At 42.5% G+C, this 25554-nt stretch carries 18 protein-coding genes; 9 read left to right on the forward strand and 9 right to left on the reverse strand.

Translation table 11 applies throughout. From position 1 onward, the window contains the following. Window positions 1–20: 20 nt before the first annotated feature. Window positions 21–1643: a 2-isopropylmalate synthase gene (locus D1367_RS13150; RefSeq protein ID WP_118166849.1), complete on the reverse strand. Its 1623-nt coding sequence runs from the start codon at window positions 1641–1643 to the stop codon at window positions 21–23. Window positions 1644–1732: 89 nt separating this feature from the next. On the opposite strand from D1367_RS13150, the gene D1367_RS13155 reads away from it, so the two are divergent. Beyond that, window positions 1733–2413, forward strand: coding sequence for a GntR family transcriptional regulator (locus D1367_RS13155; protein WP_118166850.1), 681 nt, complete (start codon window positions 1733–1735; stop codon window positions 2411–2413). 59 nt (window positions 2414–2472) lie between these two features. Continuing rightward, window positions 2473–2880, forward strand: a complete 408-nt coding sequence (locus tag D1367_RS30805; protein WP_181985168.1) for a hypothetical protein — start codon at window positions 2473–2475, stop codon at window positions 2878–2880. A 122-nt stretch (window positions 2881–3002) separates the two neighbouring features. Here D1367_RS30805 and D1367_RS13165 read toward each other — a convergent pair whose 3' ends face one another. Further along, window positions 3003–3539, reverse strand: a complete 537-nt coding sequence (locus tag D1367_RS13165) for a nucleotidyltransferase family protein (RefSeq protein WP_118166851.1) — start codon at window positions 3537–3539, stop codon at window positions 3003–3005. A 186-nt stretch (window positions 3540–3725) separates the two neighbouring features. On the opposite strand from D1367_RS13165, the gene D1367_RS13170 reads away from it, so the two are divergent. Together D1367_RS13170 and cobO are read left to right on the forward strand one after the other, a co-directional pair. Further along, window positions 3726–4985 carry a plasmid pRiA4b ORF-3 family protein gene (locus D1367_RS13170; protein WP_118166852.1) on the forward strand — a complete coding sequence of 420 codons (1260 nt, stop codon included), beginning with the start codon at window positions 3726–3728 and terminating at the stop codon, window positions 4983–4985. Between the two features lie 659 nt (window positions 4986–5644). Continuing rightward, entirely contained in the window at window positions 5645–6322 is a 678-nt protein-coding gene (gene cobO, locus D1367_RS13175; RefSeq protein WP_118166853.1) for a cob(I)yrinic acid a,c-diamide adenosyltransferase, read from the forward strand. An 8-nt stretch (window positions 6323–6330) separates the two neighbouring features. On the opposite strand, the gene D1367_RS13180 is transcribed toward cobO, so the two are convergent. Continuing rightward, window positions 6331–7029 carry a hypothetical protein gene (locus tag D1367_RS13180; RefSeq protein WP_118166854.1) on the reverse strand — a complete coding sequence of 233 codons (699 nt, stop codon included), beginning with the start codon at window positions 7027–7029 and terminating at the stop codon, window positions 6331–6333. Window positions 7030–7554: 525 nt separating this feature from the next. On the opposite strand from D1367_RS13180, the gene D1367_RS13185 reads away from it, so the two are divergent. After that, the gene (locus D1367_RS13185) at window positions 7555–11391 is read left to right on the forward strand and encodes a DUF4912 domain-containing protein (RefSeq protein WP_118166855.1); all 3837 of its coding nucleotides are present in this window, start codon (window positions 7555–7557) and stop codon (window positions 11389–11391) included. Window positions 11392–11704: 313 nt separating this feature from the next. Here the strand turns inward: D1367_RS13185 and D1367_RS13190 are convergent, their stop codons facing one another. After that, window positions 11705–12925 carry an RNA-guided endonuclease InsQ/TnpB family protein gene (locus D1367_RS13190; protein ID WP_118167318.1) on the reverse strand — a complete coding sequence of 407 codons (1221 nt, stop codon included), beginning with the start codon at window positions 12923–12925 and terminating at the stop codon, window positions 11705–11707. A 131-nt stretch (window positions 12926–13056) separates the two neighbouring features. Here D1367_RS13190 and D1367_RS30810 point away from each other — a divergent pair, with 131 nt between their 5' ends. Both D1367_RS30810 and D1367_RS13200 read left to right on the forward strand, forming a co-directional pair. After that, window positions 13057–13281 (forward strand): hypothetical protein, encoded by a 225-nt coding sequence (locus D1367_RS30810; protein ID WP_181985170.1) that lies wholly within the window; start codon window positions 13057–13059, stop codon window positions 13279–13281. A gap of 417 nt (window positions 13282–13698) precedes the next feature. Then, window positions 13699–16350: a CHAT domain-containing protein gene (locus tag D1367_RS13200; RefSeq protein WP_228674513.1), complete on the forward strand. Its 2652-nt coding sequence runs from the start codon at window positions 13699–13701 to the stop codon at window positions 16348–16350. Between the two features lie 316 nt (window positions 16351–16666). Here the strand turns inward: D1367_RS13200 and D1367_RS13205 are convergent, their stop codons facing one another. From D1367_RS13205 to D1367_RS13220, 4 genes are all read right to left on the reverse strand, one after another. Further along, window positions 16667–19375, reverse strand: a complete 2709-nt coding sequence (locus D1367_RS13205) for a beta strand repeat-containing protein (protein ID WP_181985171.1) — start codon at window positions 19373–19375, stop codon at window positions 16667–16669. Between the two features lie 1090 nt (window positions 19376–20465). Then, on the reverse strand, window positions 20466–21116 hold the full coding sequence (locus D1367_RS13210; protein ID WP_118166859.1) for a calcium-binding protein: 651 nt from the start codon (window positions 21114–21116) through the stop codon (window positions 20466–20468). Window positions 21117–21301: 185 nt separating this feature from the next. Then, window positions 21302–21859: a calcium-binding protein gene (locus D1367_RS32790; RefSeq protein ID WP_118166860.1), complete on the reverse strand. Its 558-nt coding sequence runs from the start codon at window positions 21857–21859 to the stop codon at window positions 21302–21304. Between the two features lie 670 nt (window positions 21860–22529). Further along, entirely contained in the window at window positions 22530–23756 is a 1227-nt protein-coding gene (locus D1367_RS13220) for an RNA-guided endonuclease InsQ/TnpB family protein (RefSeq protein ID WP_118166861.1), read from the reverse strand. 60 nt (window positions 23757–23816) lie between these two features. Here D1367_RS13220 and D1367_RS13225 point away from each other — a divergent pair, with 60 nt between their 5' ends. Then, entirely contained in the window at window positions 23817–23996 is a 180-nt protein-coding gene (locus D1367_RS13225) for a hypothetical protein (RefSeq protein WP_118166862.1), read from the forward strand. 76 nt (window positions 23997–24072) lie between these two features. On the opposite strand, the gene D1367_RS30125 is transcribed toward D1367_RS13225, so the two are convergent. After that, window positions 24073–24543: a hypothetical protein gene (locus D1367_RS30125; RefSeq protein WP_181985172.1), complete on the reverse strand. Its 471-nt coding sequence runs from the start codon at window positions 24541–24543 to the stop codon at window positions 24073–24075. Between the two features lie 246 nt (window positions 24544–24789). Here D1367_RS30125 and D1367_RS13240 point away from each other — a divergent pair, with 246 nt between their 5' ends. Continuing rightward, the gene (locus D1367_RS13240; RefSeq protein WP_225892259.1) at window positions 24790–25305 is read left to right on the forward strand and encodes a hypothetical protein; all 516 of its coding nucleotides are present in this window, start codon (window positions 24790–24792) and stop codon (window positions 25303–25305) included. Window positions 25306–25554 lie beyond the last annotated feature (249 nt).

Consider the following 25554-nt stretch of genomic DNA (forward strand, 5'->3'; position numbering starts at 1 on the left):
TTTTCAGCAACGCATCCGATCTACCCAGACACAACAGCAGAGTTTATCTCATGAAACTCGGATTTCTCAGTTTGCAAGTAACGATAAAGGCGATTCAGGGCGTTGAGATGAGCATAAGCTGCGGCTACCACGATATCAGTATCAGATGCTTGCCCAGAGAATATCCGCTCTTGATGCTTCAAGCGAACTGTAACTGTTCCCAGTGCATCAATTCCTCCAGTCACAGATTGGACAGAAAATTCAATCAGTTGATTGGGTATTTCCACCAATTGATTGATTACTTGATATACCGCATCCACTGGGCCAGTGCCTACACTGGCATCCGTGAGGATTTTACCTTCAGGTGTGACAATTGTAATGGTTGCAGTTGGGCAAGTACAGTCACCGCAGATTACCTGGACGTGTTCGATTTGGAAGCCACTTTCTACTTGAATCTGTGTTTCATCTCGAACGATCGCCTCTAAATCCCAATCTGAGATTTCTTTTTTCTTATCAGCGACTTCTTTGAACCGATTGAAGGCTTTATTCAAATCCGCTTCGTTCAATTCAAACCCCAATTCCTTGAGCCTGGTACGGAAAGCATTTCTTCCAGAGTGCTTGCCTAAAACCATGCGATTTTCTGGCAAACCGATCGCAGCAGCTTCCATAATTTCATAAGTTTCGCGGTGCTTGATGATTCCATCTTGATGAATACCAGACTCATGGGCGAAAGCGTTTGCTCCCACGATCGCTTTATTGGGCTGAATCAGCATCCCAGTTAATTGGGAAACCAAGGATGAGGTTTTGTAAATCTCCTCAGTCTTAATATTAGTCAGGGGTGTATCGTCATCAACCGAACGACCAAAATAAGGATTGAAAAATGGTTTGCGAACCTGCAAGGCCATGACAATCTCTTCCAATGCTGCATTACCTGCTCGTTCCCCAATGCCATTAATGGTACATTCCACCTGACGCACGCCGTATTCAATTGCAGCCAAAGCGTTAGCTGTCGCCAAACCCAAATCATTTTGAGTATGAATGGAAAGAATCACCCCATCGATATTAGGAACATGTTCTCGAATTCCCTGAATTAGATTTCCGATTTCTTTGGGTGTGCAGTAACCAACGGTATCAGGAATGTTGATTGTAGTTGCACCTGCTGCGATCGCTCTTGCCAAAACTTCATAAAGAAACTCTGGCTCAGTGCGGCTAGCATCCATTGGTGAAAATTCTACATCGTCTACAAACGACTTAGCATAAGCAATCATTTCTGATGCGATCGCTAATACTTCGCTGCGAGATTTTTTCAACTGATATTTCAGGTGAATATCAGAGGTAGAAATCATCGTGTGGATTCTGGGACGAGCCGCGCCTTTCAAGGCTTCGGCGGCGGCGTGAATATCTTGGCGAATGGCTCTAGCTAAACTGCAAATGATTGGCCCACCGGGTATCCCGACTTGTTCAGCAATGGTTTTAACAGCTTGAAAATCTCCCGGACTAGCAACGGCAAAACCTGCTTCAATCACATCGACACCAAGGAGAGCTAGTTGATGAGCGATCGCTAGCTTTTCTTCTACATTGAGGGTTGCGCCCGGTGACTGTTCGCCATCGCGTAGCGTGGTGTCGAAGATGATAACTCGGTCTGGTTGAGATGCGATGCTCATAATTGTCTCCCGTGGTATTGAAGGGATGTTTAAAAAACCTGCTTTGGATATTGTATACAATCTTTTGGATTTTGTATACAATATAAATTATGAACTTAAATGACTTAGCAGCCAATGTGCTGCAACAACAACGCAGTACCCCAGATTTAATTGCCGATGCTTTGCGGGAAGCGATTCTGCGCGGCATTTTTCAGGAAGGACAATCGCTGAGACAGGATGAAATCGCTACTCAGTTTGGAGTTAGTCGTATTCCCGTGCGTGAAGCCTTGAAGCAGCTAGAAGCAGAAGGATTGGTGACACTGCATTTAAATCGTGGTGCGATCGTATCGGTGTTGACAGCACAAGAGGCGCAAGAAATCTGTGAAATTCGTAGCGCCTTAGAAGTGAAAGCGATGCAATTAGCAATACCCAAGTTCAGGGAAACAGATATAGAAAAAGCTGCTGTAATTTTGGAAGCGACAGATCAAGCAACTGATGCAGGTGTGTTGGCAAAACTCAACTGGGAATTTCACGCGACGCTGTACGCCACTGCTGAACGTCCCCGGTTGTTGGGGATGATTAAAACTTTACACGTTAATTGCGATCGCTATGTCCGGGTACAATTAGCGCAGATGGATTACCAAGAGCGATCGCAAAAAGAACACTATCAACTTTTAGATGCTTGTCAAAAGCAGGATACAAAAGCTGCTGTCAGGTTACTGAAACGACACATAGACACCGCAGGAGAACAGCTAATTGCATACTTGCAGCAAATTGCTCAGAAACGCTGATTAAGCTGATGTGCGCCTAAATTGTATAAACACTCTTTACGGTTGTTAACTGTTAACTGTTGACAGGTTTTCGGTTATCACTCATCAGTCATCGGTCATCAGTCATCGGTCATCAGTCACCAGTCATCAGTCATCGGTCATCAGTCACCAGTCATCAGTCATCGGTCATCAGTCATCAGTCATCAGTCATCAGTCATCAGTCATCAGTCACCAGTCATCAGTCACCAGTCATCAGTCACCAGTCATCAGTCACCAGTCATCAGTCACCAGTCATCAGTCATCAGTCATCAGTCACCAGTCATCAGTCATCGGTCATCAGTCACCAGTCATCAGTCACCAGTCACCAGTCATCAGTCATCAGTCACCAGTCATCAGTCACCAGTCACCAGTCATCAGTCATCAGTCATCAGTCATCGGTCATCAGCCTTCATGTAAATGTTCAAGTTAAATGCGTAACAGCTTATTGACTTTAGTCCTGATATTATAAGCACTAAAGTGCTTACTACAAACCCTTAAAACGAACTTAGTAAATTAAAAAGCTGATTTATTCTCGTAACGGAAACTGGTGGCTACAACCCGAATGTAATTTTTACGCCAACCGCAAATAAGGGCACTTTTGCAAGAATGTTGTTGCCTTATTGTGAGCATCTACGTTATCAATATGTGCTGGCGTAGGTCGAATAATCCCACTAAACAGGTCATCTAAGCCATAGGGAGTAAAAAATTGCCATTGGCTTTGTGCATCTAGCCGAACTCCCACAGCAGTAGCAGTGTGCAGCCAATCTGTGATGCCATCCTCCGTACTCGTGTAAAGTCTGCTACCAGTCCGCCAACGAGCAAAACTAGCTTGATTTTTTACATCAAACTGTTCATGAGGAAATTGTTCTGTAAGAGTCGCCTTTGCTGCTAGTTCTTGAGAACGGTTTCCCTCTATATCAAAGAATGCAATATCAAAATCTTTAATACCTAATTTACACTCATTGCCAAAAATTGAAGACCAAACAGTGTTTCGGACTGCACCCCCGGCTAACCACCAATTAGGTAAATTTAGTTGAGCGATCGCTCTTAATACTGTATCAATAGGTGTATCATTTAAAATCATCTGTAGACGAGTGTTACTATTCATATTAAATTCTTGGGATGATCAACTAGAAGGTGAAAATATTATTATTCCCATCTCATTAAGCTTACGGTCTTGATAGTCCTACGGTGATACTTGGGAAGTCAATGTTTTTTAGGGTAACTGCTGAAGTCATAGTATAGAGAACAGAGTTTTACGGAAGGTTAAATTGTGAATTTATAACTTTTATTTATGGAAGATTTATTTGCGCGGCTAGAACGCACATTCAATCCTGAACTGCCAACCCTTGCAGAGTCACAACAACAACTTCTACAAGAACTCAGCATTGATGAAAATCAACCTGGTACGATTCTGCATGACTTTCAAACCCTAATAGATTTCTTGCAACCAAATGGAGTAGAAGTTAGTAGTGTTAATAACCTTTTACCACTGAAAGTATTATCAGAAGTTAATTCTCGGTTAAGTCACTCAATTGAAACTAAACTTAAACGCCCTGTACAGAAATCATACCCCTACATTAATGGACTATATCTGTTATTACGCAGTTCTGGGATAGCCCAAATTAGATCCCAAGGTAAAAAGCAAATTTTAGTATTAGACACAGCCACCTTAGAATCATGGTCAAATCTCAACCCAACAGAACGCTATTTCAACTTATTAGAAGCCTGGTTAATTTGGGGAAATAACGAAATTTTGGGTGAGCATCAAGACTCATTCGGTAATTTATTTAGATGTATTCAACTTTGGCCTCGTGTCCCAGATAAAGGTTTAAAATTTCCTAAATATGAAGACCAACACAATATTAGTTATTACCCTGGTTTGCATAACATTGCCCTGTTAGAGTTATTTGGATTGTTATCTATCAAGCAGGGAAAACCGCAAGAAGGTAAGGGATGGCGTATTACGAGTTTACAACGCTTGCCTTTTGGGGATGCTCTGTTGCAATTATTATTTCCATTAGGGATACGAGGAGAATTACAGGATGATGTCAATGTGAATTTTGGAAAATTGCAGTCACATTTACAACCATTTTTTCCCGAATGGGAGCATAACTTATTTGTTCTACAGCAAGGCTTTACCGAGGGTATTTATATTTTTAAAGTGTCTATTTCTCACGCTTGGAGACGCATTGCCATACCAGCGAAAAAAACATTAGGCTGGCTAGCAGAAACAATTCTTGATGCTTTTGATTTTGACTACGACCATTTATATGAGTTTAGTTATAAAGACCGTTTTGGTCGCATAATTAAAATAGGTCATCCCTACATGGAAACACCCCCATTTGCTGACCAAGTGCAGATTGGTGATTTGTCTTTAGAAGCGGGTGCTAAAATGACCTATCTTTATGATTTTGGTGACAACTGGAAATTTGATGTACAGTTAGAAGCAATTAATCAGCCCGATAATAAAATTAAAAAACCAAAGATTTTAGAAGTTCACGGAAATGCACCTCAACAGTACTGGAGTGAGGATGAAAATGAGGGAGAGTAATTGTACTATTTTAGGGACTTCCAAGTAAAAAAATATTCCATTGCTATTGTTCACTGTTGACCGTTGACGGTTCACGAGTTTTCAGTCAACAGTCAACAGTCAACAGTCAACGACTTGAATGTGGAATAATTTATTTTTTGGAGTTCCCTTAGTAACTCAATTTCTACAACAGTACCCCTGCTAAAACTAATGTAACTTTCTAAACAAGTGATGAAATGATAATCTTTATCCTAACTAACTGGTCTGTCGAAGGAAATCTTAGAGGTTGTTTTAAAATTAGTTTGCTGTGATTTTAGGCACTGTATCGATCCCCCCAACCCCCCTTAAAAAGGCTTGCTCTAATTCCGGTTCCCCCCAATTTATCGGGGGGTTAGGGGGGATCAATAACGTTTTGCTACTGACGAAAGGACTTTTAAAACATCCTCTTAGTAAAATGATTTAATAAACCTATTAATTTTTTTTAAATAGCAATATTGAACTTAAATTATAACCTCAGTTTGTATATCATAGAGTTTTACTTAGTTGTCTGCCAATGATGTTAAAAAAGCTAACACGGTATCAATATCTTTCCGTAAAATCTTACTAGACAGATTCAATTAGAATAAACTGAATTTTAGTTCATTCTCGAAAGTTTTAACAATTATTTGCACACCAAATTGATGAAAAACGATACACCAGAAGAATTAAACCCAGACAAAGAGATTGGACGCTTGATTGATGAAGTCATGTCTTCGTCTCTGACTGATGAACAGTACCGCAAAAAGATGCAGCGACGCAAAGAAGTGCAAGATCAACGCATAGCACAAGCTGTACCAGAAAAAGGATTAATTATTGTAAATACTGGTAATGGTAAAGGTAAAACTACTGCCGCTTTGGGGATGGTGTTACGATCGCTAGGTCACGGGTATAAAGTAGCGATCGTTCAATTTATCAAAGGTAGCTGGGAACCTTCAGAAAAAAGGGTTTTCAGTAATTGGGAAGATCAGTTAGAATTTCACGCAATGGGCGAAGGCTTCACCTGGGAAACTCAAGACCGCGATCGCGATCTCGATAAAGCTAACGCCGCTTGGCAAAAATCATTAGAATACATTCGCAACCCAGATTTTCACATGGTGTTGTTAGATGAAATCAATATCGCCCTCAAAATGTCTTACTTAGAAGTAGAGGACGTTTTAGCAGGTTTGGCGCAAAAACCAGCTGATAAGCACGTTATTCTTACAGGTAGAGGCGCACCTGCGGCTTTAATAGAGCGTGCTGACCTGGTAACTGAAATGACCCTAATTAAGCACCCTTTCCGCGATCAAGGCGTTAAGGCGCAACCAGGAATTGAGTATTAAATTGAAGATTACTTGCACATTTGCAACGTGCGGCGATCGCTAGCAGTGATAGAACTTAAATGATAAAAATCTTGCAGAGCCACCGAGTAAGGATAACTGCTTAACTCATCTTCACTGACTTGAGGTAGTCTATTGCTTGCAGCTACCTGATTCGACTGAGTAGTACTGGCTTCATTTGACGAACTATTAACCGTCATCGCCAACTCTCCTGATGGGTTGAGTGTACCCTGAAAACAATTAAACTCTGATTGGGGCATATATAATGCACCAGTTATCTTTTCTTGCTGCTTTTGAAATATGATGTAACCTTGACCAAGCTGGTTTGATTTTGGGGATTGACCATAGAGGTAAATCCCATCTTTTACAGGAAAACCCGCTTTTCGTAAAACTCCTGCGCCTTTTGTAGCTCCTTGAGAATCTGGAACCAAGGCTGTGGTTGTAGGTAATGTTTTTCCGTTATGGGCAAAAAATCCTCTATCTCCAGAAGCTGCATTGAGTTGACTTCTCTGCTCTCGAACTCTTCTTAGCTGCGACAAAAGAGAGTTTTCGCTGGTTTTCTGAATTTGAGCCGATGATAATGAAGAATTTGTAACTGGTACTACTTGAGTCTGCTTGGCTATAAAGCCCAAACCGAGAAGTATGCCTAAGCCTGCGAGGGAAATTCCCCATTGACGGGGAGATAAGAACTGATGAAGGTTGTTAAGCACCCTACTTCTCCTGTTAAAAAACGAACTAAGTTCTTTATAATTTACTTAAATTATCACTAAGTCTTAATTATCAAAGACTTTGTTTACAACTTATATTACTATTGTCCAAAAAAGAAAACTGTCAAAAACTGAAGTTTTTATTTAATTTAGCTCAACAACCCTAGATTATCATCAGTTAGAAACTATATTAACTAATGTAAAAAATTTTGAAATTAGTTTGTAGTGAGCGGCTCCAGCCCAGACTACAAACATGCAAATTATTTACGCCGTCCTACTTAGGCTACCAATTTGGTATAAGTTGCAATATAAATTAGAAAATTTTATAGTAAACAGACTCTAGCAATTAGAGTATAAATTATCATACTATACAAGCGATAGCGAAGTATAAATCAATATGAGTACGTTAAAGGAACTTATAAGTAAAGATAACTCAGATGTATAATTAGCGCGTCTCCTCCATAATCTCTAAAAAGATCGCGATTTAGGATTTACAGGCTTTCTATTTTTTACTTTAATAAGGCGCATATGTGGCAACAAGAAAAAAAAGATACTTCAATAGTTAGACTGGTATTATGGCTTGCCTTAGTTACAACCCCTATGGCAGCAAGTTTACTGGTGTCAGAACCCATGCTGGCACAATCTAAACCTGAAACTCCTTCTTTTACACTGCCGCAAACAGTGCAGAATGGGACGATAGTGCGGATTGATGGTTCAAGTAGCTTGGGTGCAATCAACCAAAGCCTGAAAGAGAATTTTGAAAAACAGTATTATGGCGCAAAGGTTGAAGTTGCTGCCAACGGCACTGATACGGCACTGAAAGAATTGCTAGATGGCAAAATCGACATAGCAGCAATGGGGCGTGGGTTAACGCCAGCAGAAAAAGCCCAAGGACTAGAGCAAGCTCGCTTCCACCGTGAGAAGATTGCGATCGTAGTTAGTGCAGATAATCCTTTCAAAGGAAACTTGACCAGTAGGCAATTCGCCCGCATTTTTCGGGGACAAATTACAAATTGGTCACAACTAGGAGGGCCTCCAGGGAAGATTCGGTTAATCGATCACCCGAACACGAGTGAGACTCGCAATACTTTTCGGACTTATCCAGCCTTCAAGACTGCTGAATTTGCTACAGGGGCCAATGCTACCCAACTAACTGAGGATAATACCGCAGAAATCATCAAACAACTGGGCAAAGACGGCATCAGCTATGTGTTAGCTAGTCAGGTGTCAAAATTGAAAGGTGTGCGAGTTCTGCAATTAAATCAAGCCTTACCAGATAATGAAAAATATCCCTTCTCGCAACCTTTAGTTTATGTTTACAAAAAAAATCCGAGTGTAAGCACAGCTGATTTTATCGGCTTTACCCTTGCACCCCCAGGACAGAAGGCTATAGAACAAGGTATAACTGCCGAAGCAGAAGCGATCGCCACCAACGTATTACAACCTGCACTCACGGCTTCCCCCAGTGCCCAGACGACACCGGCTGCTACGTCTTCCCCTAGTGCAACTACTTCTGTATTCGCCGAACAGCCATTTGTGGCTCCTCCCAACTCACAAGCCAGTCCGATTGTCAACAGGGAAACACCATTTTGGTTGCTCCTACCTTTGTTTTTTGCTCCTGTAGCTGGAGCGTTCCTATGGTGGATTCTGGGAAAACGCCCATTGTCTACTGAGAAAACAGACAACTTACCAGAATCAGATCCTCGTCCACCCAGCAGAGAAGATAGAGAACTGGCAGCGATCAACGCCAGCACCGATCCCTCCATTAACGGAGCGATGCTTGAGGAGGAGCCAGTGCCGCACTTCCAAGAGCAAGAAAGTCCCGATCGCACTCCTTTCAATATCTATGCTCAAACAGAATCTGAACTGACCGAGAATGCTACTCAAGGGACATCCAATTTAGTCCAAGAGGGAACCAATGGCACCTCTAATTCCTATGAAGGCACAACCTCTGGCGTAGTTAATGAATCGGAAAATAACAACTTGGGAGCCGCAGCTTTAACTAATGGTGCGGCTCTAGCAACAGGCATCGGCGCGGCTAACTGGTCTGCCTTTAGCAACAAAGAAACAGAAGCAGATGCGATTGATGAGACAGTTAGTCAAAGTAATTATCCGGAGGTTAACAATCCTGAGCCTGATTCTGAAGAAATTGCCTGGGATTCTGATGAAATTGAATGGGACATAGAAGCCCCAGCAGCTGTAGTAAATACTTCATATCCTCATCTGCCTAATATTCCAGAAGAGGTATCTGATGTGGAACTGTCTTTATCTGAGAAGACAGCCCCACTCCCAGAATTACCAGATGTGCCAGATGTCACATCTGATTTTGGATATTGGGACACAGAAATTAATGAAGATCGGATAGATGAAGAACTTCAGGCAGAATTAAACTGGCTAGAGAGTATTACCTCAACTGAAGATACAGACTCAGTAGATGAATTCCCCTTACCAGAGTCTGACGAAGTGACAGCCGATGTAGAATCATCAACTGCACAAACATCTTCACTGCTCGACGATTTGTCAGAATTATCAGAAGAAGATGTATTCAATGTGATAGCGGACGCAGCTGAACCCACTGTCAATTTGCCAGTGGAAGAATCTCAAGCAGAGTCTACTGTTGAGGAAGGTATTGCTGAAAACTCCACAGATTTAGCGGGTGCTGCGGTAGCAGCAGGCGTAGGAATTCTCGGCTGGACTACCATTTCTGGATCAGATAGCAAAGAAGAAACTGATACTACAGTTGATGATGTGGCGATCGCGGCTGAAACATCTGTTAATTTGCCAGATGTAGAAGAAGAAAGCAGTATCGTCCTCACACCGCATACTTATACATCGGCTCATGTCTCTTGGGAAATTTCCGAAGCCCAGAAGGCAGCGCTGATCCAACAGGGCGGCTCTCAATTGGTAGTGCGGCTGTATGATGCAACTGGGATTGACTTGAGTTATCAAACTCCCCATCTGGTACAGGAGTATGAATGTGAAGAGACAGCACACGATCGCTTTGTGGAAATTCCCATCAGCGATCGCAATTACATAGCTGAAATTGGCTATGTCGCTTATGGCGAGTACTGGTTATTCATCGCCCGTTCCGCAATTGTTCGTTTCTTCAGTCCTGTGCATCCAGATCCCATAATTGATGATGTGGCGATCGCGGCTGAAACAGATATTCACTTGCCAGATGTAGAAGAAGAAAGCAGTATCGTCCTCACACCACATACTAATACATCGGCTCATGTCTCTTGGGAGATTTCCGAAACCAAGAAGGCAGCGCTGCGCCAACAGGGCGGCTCTCAATTAGTAGTGCGGCTGTATGATGCAACTGGGATTGACTTGAGTTATCAAAGTCCTCAGTTTGTCCAGCAGTATGAATGTGACGAGACAGCACACGATCGCTTCGTGGAAATTCCCATCAGCGATCGCGATTACATAGCTGAAATTGGCTATGTCGCTGATGGCGATGGCTGGTTGTTCATGGCCAGTTCAGCGATCGTTCGTGTCTTCAGTCTAGTGCCTACACCCACCGTTGAAGATGTAGCCTTAACAAGCGAAACAGCTATTGTTCATACAGATTCCACCGTTGAAGATGTAGCCTTAACAAGCGAAACAGCTATTGTTCATACAGATTCCACCGTTGAAGATGTAGCCTTAACAAGCGAAACAGCTATTGTTCATACAGATTCCACCGTTGAAGATGTAGCCTTAACAAGCGAAACAGCTATTGTTCATACAGATTCCACCGTTGAAGATGTAGCCTTAGCAAGCGAAACACGTATTAGTTTAGTAGATGTAGAAGAAGAGAGTAGTGAAGAAGAGAGCAGTATTTTGCTCACACCTCGTACTCCCAAGTGGGCTTATGCCTCTTGGCACATTTCCAAGGCTCAGAACGAAGCACTGCGACAACAGGGCGGCTCCCAATTGGTAGTGCGGCTGTATGATGTAACGGGGATTGACTTGAGTTATCAAAATCCCCAGCTTGTACAGCAGTATGAATGTGAAGAGGTAGCACGCGATCGCTTTGTGGCTATTCCCGTCAGCGATCGCGACTACATGATTGAAATTGGCTATATCGCTAATGGCGATGGTTGGTTACTCATAGCCCGTTCACCTAATGTTCGGGTTTTCAATCGTTCCCCCGAAGATTTTTGGTTTGTGGCAGATGCCGAGTTGATTATTCACGGAGCAACCCAACCAAATACAAGCGTAAACATTGGTGGCCATTCCATCAAAATCAAACCCGATGGCACTTTCCACCTACGTCTTCCCTTTTCAGATGGTTTAATGGACTATCTGATAACGGTAGGTGCTGATGGGGAATCCACTAAAACTATCCATAAGAAGTTCTCTCAGGAAACTTCAGAAAGCTAGTAATTTCTTAAATTATCCCCTCGAACCCGATTCTCCCCTTTTAGGCTACGGTGTACACACAAGTCGAATTACCCCCCTTAATCCCCCCGATATATTGGGGGGAAAAAGAAATCTATCTAGTCTAGTTCCCTCCCCTTTATAAGGGGAGGGTTAGGGTGGGGTAAAACCTTGGGTTTTTCAGCTATTTCAGACTTGTGTGTACACCGTAGCCCCTTTTCGGGGGGAAATGGGGAGAGGGTTATTAGACCTCTTGCAAAAGTCCTATATGTGTGGGACAATTGACATCCACCCCAGCCATAAAATGGCGGGGATTCTAAGAAGTTGCCTTCTTAGGTTTTCTGCTTCCACGAGTCGGCTTGCTTGGAGGATTTGCATCACCCAAGTAGAGGTCGTTCTCATCCACAGACGTTAACGTTCCCGTGTGCCCCACGGTACGGAGTCCTATCTCAAGTATGTTTCGCGCAGCATTATGGTCACGGTCTAACACCATTCCGCACTTGTTGCATGAATGAGTTCTAGTGCTAAGAGATTTTTTGACAACCTGACCACAATTAGAACAATTTTGCGAAGTATTATGGGGTGGAACTGCAACAGTTGCCACACCAAACACTTTGCCAAAATATTCAACCCATTGGCGGAACTGCATCCATGCTGCTTCATGTATCGATTTCGCTAGATGATGATTTTTTACCATATTCCGTACCTTCAAGTCTTCATACGCCACAATGTCGTTAGACATCACTACGCACCTTGCCAATTTCACAGCAAAGTCTTTACGCTGGCGATTTACCTTGAGGTGCTTACGGGCTAATTTATTTCTAAATTTAACCCGGTTCTGAGAACCTTTTTTGGTTTTAGAGAAACGACGCTGCAATCGTTTAAGCGATTTTTCCGACTTTCTCAAATGCCTGGGATTCTCAACTTGGTTTCCATCACTATCAGTCAAGAAATAGTTTAAACCAACATCTAACCCAACTGTTTTATTAGTTGGCTGTCGTTTTTCTATTCGATCTTGGTCGATGCAAAACTGGCAATAATAACCATCTGCACGACGCACAACGCGAATGCGCTTAAACTGCTTCAACTGATAAAAATGCAGGTCACGAGTTCCCCAAAGTTTAAAAGTTCCTGCTTGAAAACCATCCGAAAAAGTGATGTATCTACGGTCTTCAGAGAGCCGCCACCCACTGGTCTTGTACTCAACAGATCCATTTGTCTGATATGACCTGAATCGTGGATAACCTTTTTTCCCTGGTTTGCTTTTCTTGCAGTTCTCAAAAAATCGAGCAATTGCAGACCACGCTCTTTCAGCACTAGCTTGCCTTGCCATCGAGTTCAACTTGGAAACGAACGGAAACTCAATATTAGACGCAAGAATAGCGCAATAAGCGCTCAACTCGTATCTACCAATCCCTTTATTATCCATCCAGTATCGGACACAACTGTTACGAACAAAACGAGCAGTTCTAATCGCTTGATCAAGCGATTGGTACTGTTCTTTTGTTCCTTCCAATTTTGCCTCAAATACTAGCATCATTACGTTGAATACACTAACGTAATTATATCACAATAGAGAAGTATCACTGCGAATAAATTCGCCCCTGATGTGCCCCCATAAATAGAATTTAGGGGCTTTCCCGGCACGGATAACTCGGTAAATTAAAGTTGGGTAGGATTGATGACGTTGGAAAAAAGAGAGAGACTACCGTACCTACTTCCAAACAAGCAAATGCGATCGCTCAACAAGCAAATGTGATCGCTCAACAAGCAAATGTGATCGCTCAACAAGCAAATGCGCTCGCTCAACAAGCAAATGCGCTCGCTCAACAAGCAAATGCGCTCGCTCAACAAGCAAATGCTGTCGCTCAACAAGCAAATGTGATCGCTTAACAAGCAAATGCGCTCGCTCAACAAGCAAATGCGATCGCTCAACAAGCAAATGCGATCGCTCAACCTGACTTTTGACGGGACGTGGAAAAGGGGATAGACTTTTGCAAGAGGGTTATTGAACCGCAACGCGAGAGTCATTTGTCATTTGTCCAAGAGAAACCACGCCCACTCTTTTATCTATCTTTGAACGCTATCCAGTCATTAAACCCCACATTCTGCAAGTGCGTAGGCGTAGGCATCGCATTTCAACCCATACTTTTAAGGAGAACTAACTTCGGTTGTGGTTCAAAAAAAATAAAACTGCTGTAATAATTGCGTATGAGATGCCCAAATCATTTTTTCCTAGCGGTGTTCACTGCATTTCTATGCATAGCCTTATCCCCTGTTTTGGCAAAACCTCCTGCTGTCTACTCTGACATGCAAAATTTGACCGAGCAAGGAGAGTGGGGAAAACAAGAAAGTACAGAAAGATCCCCTACTTTCCACTCCCTGCTCTCCCTTAAAAACGGCCCGTCCCAAACAGCAAGCGTAGTCGAACAGGGCAAAATATTATACGATACGGGGCAGTTTACTGAAGCGGTCAAACTTTTGCAACAGGCTGCTACTGCGTTTAAAACCTCTAAAGATGGTTTACAAGAAGCGATGACGTTGAGTAATCTTTCCTTGGCTTATCAGCAACTTGGCTTGTGGGCTGAAGCAGAAGAAGCGATCGCCCAAAGTTTAAAATTATTACAGTCAGGGGAAAATACGGGCACTTCTGGTGAGCAATCGCAACTTATTGCACAAGCCCTAGATGTGCAAGGACAGTTACAACTGGCACAAGGGCAAGCAGAAGCGGCTTTAACTACCTGGCAAAAAGCGGCTGATATTTATCAACAAATAGGCGACAAGGCTAGATTAACTCGTAACCAGATTAACTCTGCACAAGCTTTGCAAACTTTAGGGCTTTACCTTCAGGCTAACAAAATTTTAAACGAAGTACAGCAAACCCTTACCAGCCTTCCAGACTCACTGATTGTAGCCACAGGGCTGCGTAGTCTTGGCAACGTCCGCCGAGTTGTCGGTGATTTAAACGTATCACGGTTGGTATTGGGGAATAGTTTAGCAGTGGCAAAGCGATTGCAATCTCCAAAAGCGATCGCAGAGGCTCAACTCAGTTTAGGCAACACAGCCCGCGCCCAGCAAGATACTGAAGCAGCTTTACAATACTACCAGGAGGCTGCGGCTGTATCTGTTTCCTCCATCACACGCATTCAGGCACATCTAAATTTACTCAGTCTACTTTTGGAGAAAAAGCAAGATCAAAATGCATTAGCATTGTCGTCTCAAATCCAGTCGGAAATTAGCAACTTACCACCCAGCCGAGCCTCCGTATATACTCGGATTAAGTTTGCCGAAAATCTTACCCAATTAAAAGAAAAAATTAGCATAGATACCCCCTCATGGCTGAACATTGCCCAGCAATTGTCCACCGCGATCGAGCAGGCGCAAAGCTTGCAAGATCGACGAGCAGAATCTTATGCTATGGGTAGTCTTGGTGAGTTGTATGAAAAAACCGGGCAGTTTTCTGATGCTCAAGAGCTTACCGATAAAGCTTTATTCATAGCGCAAAGTATTGATGCATCGGATATTGCTTATCAGTGGCAATGGCAACTAGGACGCATACTGAAAAAAAAGGGAGATATTAAAGGCGCGATCGCATCCTATAACGTAGCCTACAATACCCTTCAATCTCTGCGTGGTGATTTAGTCGCCATCAATCCAGACGTTCAGTTTTCCTTCCGGGAAAATATCGAACCAGTGTATCGAGAGTTAGTTGAATTGCTGTTGCGTTCTCCCCAAAGCACCGCTTCTGTTCCCTTCGAGAAGCTAGATCAACAAGACGCTTCTCTACTAAAAGCTAACACGCCGCGATCGCCAGAAGAGGGTATCAATCAAGACAATCTAAAGCTTGCTCGTAATGTAATTGAATCTCTGCAATTGGCAGAACTGGATAACTTCTTTCGGTCAGCCTGTTTAAATCCTACACAGGAACTTGACCCAGTGGTTGACAAAAAAGACCAACGAGCAGCAGTGATCTATCCAATTATTTTACCAGACCGCCTAGATGTTATCCTCAAATTGCCTAATCAAGAGTTGCGCCACTACAAAACTGCAATAGCTCAAAATGATGTGGAAAAGACAATAGCAGAACTGAGGAAAAACTTACTAGATGTCACCGCGACTGGTCGGGTTCAGCAGCAGTCCCAACAAATATATAATTGGTTAATTCGACCTGCACAAACAGAGTTAGTCAATAGTGGGATCAAAACCTTAGTGTTTGTGCTGGATGGGGAGTTACGTAATATACCGATGGCGGTTCTCTACGACAAACAGCAAAAGAAATATCTGATAGAGAAATATGCGATCGCCTTGACACCAGGTTTGCAACTCCTCGATCCCAAACCTTTGCGACAGGTACAGCTAAATGCTTTAACTGCCGGAGTCAGCGAAAAACGCCCAGTGGAAGGCAAAGAATTTCCCCAATTAGAAAATGTACCACGGGAATTAAAAGAAATCAAATCTGAGGTATCCAAGAGTGAAGAACTGTTAAATCAACAGTTTACCCAAACAAACCTGCAAAATAAGTTGCAAACAGTTGCCTTCTCCGTGGTTCACCTAGCAACTCACGGTGAATTTAGTTCTGATGCTGAAAAAACGTTTATTCTCACCTGGGATAAACTAGTTAAAGTCAAGGAATTTGATAATCTACTGCGAGTTAGCGACAAAGACAGGTTTAGTGGCATTGAATTACTTGTCCTCAGTGCTTGTCAAACTGCTGAGGGAGACAAACGAGCAGCTTTGGGACTGGCTGGGATAGCTATGCGGGCGGGGGTACGCAGTACACTAGCAACATTGTGGTCAATAGATGATCGCTCCACCGCCGATGTTATGAGTGAGTTCTATCGACAGCTAAAGGCTGGGGTAAATAAAGCCCAGGCACTCCAGCGTGCCCAATTAGGTGTTTTTGCTAAAGAAAAAGCTCCATATTTTTGGGCACCCTATGTTTTAGTAGGCAATTGGCTGTAATCATTCGTGTCAACTTAAGTTAAAACTCCTTTAAAACCTCGTTTCCAGCCTCTGGCTGGAAATGCACTTCAATTGCGGCTCTGCCGCGAGTCAGGGAGGCGGAGCCTCTAGGACGGCATTCCCAGTCAGAGACTGGGAACGAGATAACGAGATAATCTCTAAAAGCTTTTCAACCTAAGTTGACACCAATGGGCTTTGCGGCCTTGCCCCTACGATAAATCTATATGTATCAGGATTTTCGTGAATTGGTATAAAGTCCTTACTACGAACATTTTTTATTCAGCTTGATTAACCGGACATGATATAACCTGGTTGTTCACAAACAAGAAGCAGGAGCAAGCCAGGAACTATGAGGCAAAGCTTTCGGCGCATCAGCCGTGAGTACAACTTCACCTTTAGCATTTATCACCCACCCTTGCGCTTCCACAATCGGCGCTGGACTGTAACTCTTTGCCTGATTTGAATTTGTACTAACACGGTTTTCAGCCTTTGAGTTGAGAGTTACCCAATCTAGTTGAACTGCATCAGGAGAGAGGGGTTCGGTTCTGGGGTTGGGTGGTAAACCGCCGCGTCCAGTGATTGTAAAACTGCTCTTAGCTACAGTGCTACCTGCGGTACAAGTCTGTGCTACTTGGGTATCAACTGGTACGGCTGGTAAATTGACTAAGCCACTATTGGGGTCAACATCAGGTGTGTTAATTTCTACAGTGCCGTTTACACCAAACTGAGAGCTGGCAGTGATGTCACTCAAAGAAGTTGGATTAGAGCGGGGCTGGATACCAAAAATACCCTTAGCTGTAATATCAACTCTGCCACCTCTACCTGTGAAGGCATTGGCGCTAATGTCGCTATCTTCACTAGGAACGGCAACAATAAAGCCGTCAGGGACATTGATGGTAATATTACCGCCATTTCCACCAGCCTCACGAGTACCTGCTGAGGTAGAAATCTGACTATTAAGGCCCAGTGACAATAAGTCTTGCAAGTTCAGCGTAATATTGCCACCATCACCGGAGTTAGCTTGCCCAATGAGCTTACCTTGGTTATCTAATTTAATAGAACGAGCGGTGATTTCCAAATCACCTGCCTTTTTTGTGCCTTGACTGCTCACAGTTATGTCAGCGTTATTTAAGACATTTAATTCTCCAGTCTTAACTATAATGCTTCCCCCCTCCCCAGTAGATTTTTCAGAAGTGGAAGCTGAAACCTGCGCTCCGTCTTGAACAATCAACTTCCCAGTTTCTATATTTAAGTTTCCGGCATTTCCAGCAGCTTTAGTCTCAACAGATAAGCCGCTTCTATTCTTACCTTGTGTTCCAATAAGTTGGATAGAGTCCCTTGCTTTTACAGACACAGTTCCCCCCTCTCCAGTAGATTCTTCAGAAGTGGAAGCTGAAACCTGCGCTCCATCTTTAACAATCAATTGTCCAGTTTCTATATTTAAGTTTCCGGCATTTCCACTAGCTTCAGTCTCAACAAATAAGCCGCTTCTATTCTCACCTTTTGTTCCAATAAGTTGGATAGAGTCCCTGGCGTTGACAGACACACTTCCTCCCTGACCAGTAGATTCTTTAGAAGTGGAAGCTGAAATTCTTGCTCCATCTTGAATAATCAATTGCCCAGTTTCTATATTTAAGTTTCCGGCATCTCCAGTAGCTATAGTCCCAACAAATAAGCCGCTTCTACTGTCACCATTTGTTCCAATAAGTTGGATAGAGTCCCTGGCATTGATAGACACAGTTCCTCCCCTTCCCTGACTACGAGTATTAGCTGAAACCTGCGCTCCATCTTGAACAATCAATTGCCCAGTTTCAATTTTCAATTCTCCGGCATTTCCAGCACCTTGTGTTACAGTAAGCAATGCACTAGGTCTGGGTTTTTCACCTTCTATAATTGGCGAAGTCCCAATGAGTTGGATAGAGTCTCTGGCGTTGACAAACAAAGTTCCTCCCCCTCCTGTAGATTGTAAAGAAGTGGAAGCTGAAATCTGCGAACCATCTTGAACAGTCAATTGCCCAGTTTCAATCCTTAAGTCTCCAGCAGTTCCAGACCTTGTTGTTTCAGTTACCAGACGGCTTCCTCGCAAGAGTGTTACTGACTCCGATGCGTTCACCCCTAATGTTCCTCCCGATTTTGAGACTACGGTATTAACCGCAATATCTGAACTATCGAATGTAACGCGCCTGCCTTGTATTTGGATACCACCGCCGCCTTCACCACTAGCACTTACTGTAGTGAAATTGGTAAGAGATACATCTGCTCGCGCTACACTCTCAGGAAAACTTAAGCGGAAATTGTTGTTATCAATATTCAACCCTACTGTTCCCCCTGCTGCCAATCCTCCTAATTCGATTCGGCCATCTGGAGCATACACGATCGCTCCTTCTAAATTCACATCGCCTCCCAATAGCACTAAACTCTGACCCTGAGGAACGAATAGAAGTGATGCATTGACTTGAATCGGATTAACAGGCTGGGATGGTATTTGATTGAATAGAAATGCAGAAGGATTCACTCTCAGCAAGGGGTTAAGCGGATTGACGGGTGAAGTTATGGAAAATTCTCCACCACCCGGAAACTGGATCGCACTAGCTGTTGTGCCGATAAATGAACCGTTAACATTTAAGTCGGCATATTGTCCAAATATAATGCCGTTGGGATTCATTAAAAAGAAATTAGCTTTACCTTCAGATTGAAGTTTTCCCTGGATGTCAGAGGGATTTCTCCCTGTAACTCGCACCAAAATATTGTTGATATTAGGCGCGTCAGGGAAATTGACTGTCTCATCACTTGGAATACTAAAGTTGCTGAAACTATGGAATAAATTTGTATTGCCAACGGTTGTACCCCCTGTAATATTCAAGGTAGTGTTGTCGCTTCGCTGCACTTGAGTTCCCAAAGTGGGATCAGCAGTAACCTGAGCAGATGTGCGATCGCCTCCTCGTATTCCAATCGCACCCACTAGAATCACCAAGCCCGACAACCCTAAGTGACAACCGCGATCAAACCAACTTCTTAAACTCACAGAACTTATCTCCTAACCCTTGAAAGTTACTTCATTGCAAGACAGAACATCACTTTAGTAATGCTTGTGCAAACCTTTGCCCGTGCCCCTTTCCACGTAACTCTGCTGGAAGGTTAGGTTTTTGATTACTAATCTGCTGTTGTGACAGTACTGACTGGATAAATTTTAAGACTTAACGTGAGTTCCACAAACCTCTCCCAGCCTTGAACTAAAGTTCAAGGCTGTCCCTCTCCGATTCGGAGAGGGACGATTTTGCATAGTAAAATCAGGAAGAGGTCTTTTTGATTGAGCTAATTAAGCGGACACTATAATAAGGCGTAGAATTCACGTTAAGACTTACGCACTTTACCAAATAATGATCCTCTATATCAACCTAAATACGTCTTTCAGCCTTTTGCAAATCACCCTTTATTTTTGAATTTTGAATTTTGAATTGTTAATGCTTGTGTAGGCTGGCAATAACCACAGCGAAAAGTAGAATCAGGCGCTAATAGCGGGCTTCCCGACTTGTACCCCTACTCTTAAAGCTTGCTAGCAAGAGCGTCTTTGAACAGCAGAAGCAACTGGCGGCAACGCCAAAGGGGAACTGTTAGCGCAGCGTTAGCGTTCGCGCAGCGTCTTGTAGAGAGGAACGAGCGTCACTTTTCAAGACAGGCATCACAAAAAAGTAATTGAAAAATTTAATCAATACCTTCGCCAATTTACGAGGCTGAGTTGATATATTAACATTCTGTTTTCAAAGGTTTGGCAAAAACAATAAACCCTAAAAATTGTTTCAAGGTTTCCCGCAAGCGTTTTTTAACGTATTGCCCATACTATCAAGGGTTTGAGCTTCCAATCTACTTTGTACGCTAAACGCTTATGCATGAGTCATTTTGCCGTTTTTGCCAAAATTTTTGTAGGCTCGTATTTTGGCAAAGGTATTGACACATGTTTAACAGTTCGGTCCTAGAGCAGGAGACTAGCTTCGCATCTCCCGGTAGGTTCTTTAACGCTTGCCTCTAACGTAGCCAACTTTTGGCTTAATCTGGTCAGATTAGGACAATTTCTGTGCCCCGCCCTAAAGGGCTGGGGTTTCTGACTGCGTAAGTCATGCATTGTTAGCAAAGCTAAGGTTACGAGGTAGCCAAGCTAACTGCTGATCAAGATAAAATAGAGCACCAGTATTTGCGTCATAGCTACAATAATCAGGAAGTCCCACACTCCCACCAATTATTGTTAGTGTTGGAGTTTGATCTATAGGATCAGGAAGTGTCATGTCCTGACTCGAACCATTTGTTGATGCTAAAACATCAGTTGTTATAGAGTTAGTCAATTCAATAGCATTCTCATTAGTGTCAAGGATATTGACACCAGTGAAAATGTCATTAACAAGTCCTCCCACCGAGGAATCTTTACCTGATTTACCTATTAGAGGGTCATTACCTTGATCAGGTTTAGGCATAGGCTTACTAATGCTAATAGGAGAGGTAATCATTTTAAGAATATCGCCGTTAACTGAGAAGTCTGTAATTGTATCAATACCGCCACCTGAGTAATATAAAACAAAGGTATCTTTACCAGTACCACCAGTGAGATAGTCATTACCACTTCCTCCCTCTAAGTAGTCATTACCTGCCCCACCTTTTAGAGTGTCATTACCTGCATGGCCGTATATTTGATCGTTTCCTGAAGTCCCAACTAGATAGTTGTTTCCAGAGCTGCCTTGAATAATTGCCACGTTAGTTACTCTCAGATACATGAGTGTTTCTACTGCTTATTTTAACTGGCAATTAGCATTACAAACGAGATTGGTAAAGAAACAAAACAAGGCGATCGCAGCTAGAACACCAATTCCGTAATCAAAGCGCGAACCTCTTATTTTTGTATACACAGTAAAAGGGGAGTTTGCCTCCTCCAACTCTAGTAGGAAACTCAGATGGGGAGTTACATTATTGATTCATCATTAGTAGTAGTAGTAGTAGTAGGAGGAGTTATCGAAGACACTACAACAGCCAAATTCCAATTAAGATTAATAGGTAGCCAGGCTAGCTGCTGATTCAAATAAAATAGAGCACCAGTGCTTGCGTTATATGTAAACATACTAGAAGAGCTTCTAGAGCTACTCGATTCGACCGTTAGTGAACGATTTGCAAGGTTAGTAGAGCTAATACCAGTATCTTTACTCACTTCATAATTGCTCAGAGATGATAGTGTACCTATAACATACTGAGAGGAACTAATATTAGAAGTAGTAACTTTCAGAATATCGTCGTTAACTGAGAAGTCTGTAATTCTATCAATACCGCCACCTGAGTAATTCAAGACAAAGGTATCTCTATCATTATTACCACCAGTGAGAATGTCATTACCGCTTCCTCCCTCTAAGTAGTCATTACCTAGCCCACCTATTAGAGTGTCATTACCTCCATAGCCGTATATTTGATCGTTTAGTGAAGTCCCAACTAGATAGTTGTTTCCAGAGGTGCCGTAAATATTTCCCACGTTCCTTACTCCGATAATTTAGTGTTTCTACTGCTTATCTTAACTAGCAACTAGCATAACTGATGAGATTTTTTAACCAATAAAATAAGACGCTTTCTCCAGCATTAACACTGTCAATATTCAGTTATCCTCTATTTATCTACCGCTTTAGCTGCATCGCAATTATTCATAATGTCCAACAATGGACGCAAAGGCAAATGTCGTCACAACATGGGACTTTCCATGACGATCGCCTTGAAAACAGCGTGACGAAATAATTATTAATTTATAATTCAATACGCTTGGGTTAGAGCCAAAAACCTTAAACTGCGTAGGTTGGGTTGAGGAACGAAACCCAACATTTATCAGAATTTCTTGGGTAACACTAAAGTTCAACCCAACCTACGATTATCCTTAACTGAACTGTATTGATTTATAATTGATAATTCATTGATGCGGCGGGATAGGCAGGTGCAAAATATAAGCTATTGTGCCCTTAATTTGCACTAATATTTTTTTCAATATGATTGTGGGGTGGGCATCTTCACCGCCCTGATAAGCTGTTCGTCATCTAGTTTTACAAGGCAATTTAAGGCAGCAAAGCGGTTCAATCGCTAAATTATCAAATTTAAATGCGCGTCAGCTTAGTGCAAATTGTATACGTAACAGCTTAACTCACTGTGACATACTCCTACACTGATGCAACGCATACAGTGTAGGCTTCCAAGACAATCCGGCTATTGCTTAGGAGGCTCTTGGCTTTAAGAACGGAATGCCCTGCCGCTCTATTCTTCACGTTAATTGCTGCATTATGATCGCGGTCAAGACTGCATTTACAACTGGGGCAGTCGTGCCATCTTTCATGCAACTTTTTGGGAACCTTCACCCCACAACTAGAACAATTTTGTGATGTACCTGATGGATTCACTGCAATTACACATAACCCGGCATTTTCGGCTTTGGTTGTTAGAATTGACAGGAAACTACCCCATCCAGCGTCATGCACAGATTTTGCTAGCATGGAACGAGAAAGACCTTTGACGTTTAAATCTTCGTGAACTACAACATCATATTTTTTTAGTAGATTGTTGGCAGTTTTAAAGTGAAAGTCTTTGCGTTTATCAGCTACTTTTTTATGTTGTTTAGCAACTTGTTTAATAGCTTTTTTGCGGCGACTACTTCCCTTTTTACGGCGTGAGATACGTTTTTGAATAACCCGCAATCTCTTCTGAGATTTACGATAATGCTGAGGGATTGAAACAACATCACCATCGGAAGTTGTCAAAAACTCTTTTAAACCGAGGTCAATGGCTGTAATCGAGTCTGCATTGAAATCAGGCTTAATACTTGGGACTGCCGTATCTTCAAGGCTTAAAGTTAAATAATAACCATCAGCCTTCTTAGTTACGGAAGCGGTTTTGATTTTAAAGCCATCTGGAATAGGACGATGCAAAATAACTTTAACTACACCGAACATCGGTAAAGTTATTAAATTGCCTTGCAAACACCCATCCTTCATCTGTGGATAAGTAAAAGTTCTGTATCGGTCACGAGACTTAAAACGAGGTCGTCCACTTCGTTTTCCACTGCTGTCACCTTTTAAAAAACGGTCAAAAGTAACATAAACTCGTTTAACTATATCCTGTAGCACCTGCGAGTAAATCTCACCGTACCAAGGATGAGTTTTTTTGAGTTGTGGTAGCGTTTTCTTTTGTGAGTAATAATCTGGGTTGTCGCGTAACTCTGGTATGTGGCAAACAAGAGAACAAGCATTAATCGGTGAGCGATTGCGCTCGTACCAATCAAACCTATCAGCCAACAAGTAATTATATTGAGCGCATAACATAGACAGCCATCTGTCTATGTTAATGGCTTGTTTTGTTGTTGGTCGTAGCTTGTATTGATACGCTGTCCTCACTTATTCATCCTCTATTATCAAAACTATAATATCATAAAGTGACAACAACGGGTATACAAAATGAAAACTACTAGATTAAATGTCAGGATGTCTGAGCGCAGATTAAACAAACTTCGCTCTTATGCTGTAATGAAAGATAAAACAGTCACGCAAATAGTAGAAGACTGGGTTGATAGATTACCAAATCTAGAGAGTGTTAAAAATAACGCTGACCCTCTCCCTATCAATCCTGTGGATTGAATTGGTCAGAGGTCGCGTTATTTTTAACCGCCTTATATCTCGCCACTGATTCCGAAGACGGAATTCAGTGGGAGGCTTACGGCGTAATAGCTAAATGCAGAAACTGTCCTGGCAACATCACGACTGAAGTGGTTCCCGTTAAATCGGAAGTGGTTCCCGTTAAATCGGAAGTGGTTCCCGTTAAGTCGGAAGTGGTTCCCGTTAAATCGGAAGTGGTTCCCGTTAAATCGGAAGTGGTTCCCGTTAAATCGGAAGTGGTTCCCGTTAAATCGGAAGTGGTTCCCGTTAAGTCGGAAGTGGTTCCCGTTAAATCGGAAGTGGTTCCCGTTAAATCGGAAGTGGTTCCCGTTAAATCGGAAGTGGCTCCCGTTAAATCGGAAGTGGTTCCCGTTAAATCGGAAGTGGTTCCCGTTAAATCGGAAGTGGTTCCCGTTAAATCGGAAGTGGTTCCCGTCATGACTGATATCACGTCCGCTTGATTACTTACTAAACCACAACAACCCCAAAGAGCCAAAGCTACGCTTCGTCTCCCCTCTACGGTGTACACACAAGTCGAAGTAAACTACGTATCTAGGGTCTGAGTGCAGGAGTCACTGAAAATTCATAGGAGTACACGGGATGCGGGAAACTCAGTCACTTCAGTGCTGACAGCGTTGCGGCATTCGCTCCTTTAGTCGCAGTCGTATTCATGTATTCACGAATTAATCTTTGAACTGCTGAGGACTGTGAGATGCCCCAGTGATTTGCAATAGTTTCTAGGCTGTTTTTATCTTCTTCAGACAGATAAACTACTGTGCCTTTTTTCTTTGCCATCGAACAAAGCCATATTAGTATGATATCACTTCAACGTGAAAAGATGGCAAAGCCAAAGAAATTAATGGGAGTGCAGCAAGTTTTATTGTCCCCAGGCAATGAGACGAAAGCACTACTAGAATATCTCTGTGAGCAATCAGGCAAGCTTTACAATACTGGAGTTTACTTTGCACGCCAAACCTTTTTTAAGACAAATAAGTTATTAACAGGTAAGTTTGACTTAGCCTTTGAACCTTCAATTGCTAAGTCAATGCTTGCTCAATCTTTGCCTTCCACGCCAATGCAACAAACTTTGATGTCAGTTGCAGAGGCGTTTAAGTCTTTCAAGGAATTAAGAAACTTATACTTAAAAGGTGAATTACATTTCAGACCGAAACCGCCTAGCTACCTAAAAGGGTCAAAGTTATTCAAGGTTGCGTATCCGAATTCAGGAGGTCAAAGACCAACATTAATTAATGGGCAACTTAGGTTTTCTCTGGGGTTGACCACTTTTTGAATTTTGAATTCAAAAAGTGGTCAAAAGAGGGCTGTATCAGTCAGCGAATGGTTCAATTGTAAACGCAGATTTGAACGGAAGCGCGAATATTTTGCGAAAAGTAGCCAGCAATCTAAGCATAGACTTAGGCTTACTGGGTAGGCGGTGTTTGACGACCGCAACGAGAGTTAGACTTTGGGCACTACCTAAGTTTACTCTGTCTGTAGAATCTCAGACCCTTTAGGGCTGAGAGTGTCAATTCTTTAGTTT

This window comes from Nostoc sphaeroides, assembly GCF_003443655.1.
GTDB classification, from domain to species: Bacteria; Cyanobacteriota; Cyanobacteriia; order Cyanobacteriales; family Nostocaceae; genus Nostoc; species Nostoc sphaeroides.

What these genes read in the sequence shown, in the direction of transcription:
- D1367_RS13150 (WP_118166849.1), bottom strand. Translation starts at nt 1,643, where the DNA reads ATGAGCATCGCATCTCAACCAGACCGAGTTATCATCTTCGACACCACG.
- D1367_RS13155 (WP_118166850.1), top strand. Translation starts at nt 1,733, where the DNA reads ATGAACTTAAATGACTTAGCAGCCAATGTGCTGCAACAACAACGCAGT.
- D1367_RS13165 (WP_118166851.1), bottom strand. Translation starts at nt 3,539, where the DNA reads ATGAATAGTAACACTCGTCTACAGATGATTTTAAATGATACACCTATT.
- D1367_RS13170 (WP_118166852.1), top strand. Translation starts at nt 3,726, where the DNA reads ATGGAAGATTTATTTGCGCGGCTAGAACGCACATTCAATCCTGAACTG.
- cobO (WP_118166853.1), top strand. Translation starts at nt 5,645, where the DNA reads ATGAAAAACGATACACCAGAAGAATTAAACCCAGACAAAGAGATTGGA.
- D1367_RS13185 (WP_118166855.1), top strand. Translation starts at nt 7,555, where the DNA reads ATGTGGCAACAAGAAAAAAAAGATACTTCAATAGTTAGACTGGTATTA.
- D1367_RS13190 (WP_118167318.1), bottom strand. Translation starts at nt 12,925, where the DNA reads ATGCTAGTATTTGAGGCAAAATTGGAAGGAACAAAAGAACAGTACCAA.
- D1367_RS13200 (WP_228674513.1), top strand. Translation starts at nt 13,699, where the DNA reads ATGCAAAATTTGACCGAGCAAGGAGAGTGGGGAAAACAAGAAAGTACA.
- D1367_RS13210 (WP_118166859.1), bottom strand. Translation starts at nt 21,116, where the DNA reads ATGTATCTGAGAGTAACTAACGTGGCAATTATTCAAGGCAGCTCTGGA.
- D1367_RS13225 (WP_118166862.1), top strand. Translation starts at nt 23,817, where the DNA reads ATGAAAACTACTAGATTAAATGTCAGGATGTCTGAGCGCAGATTAAAC.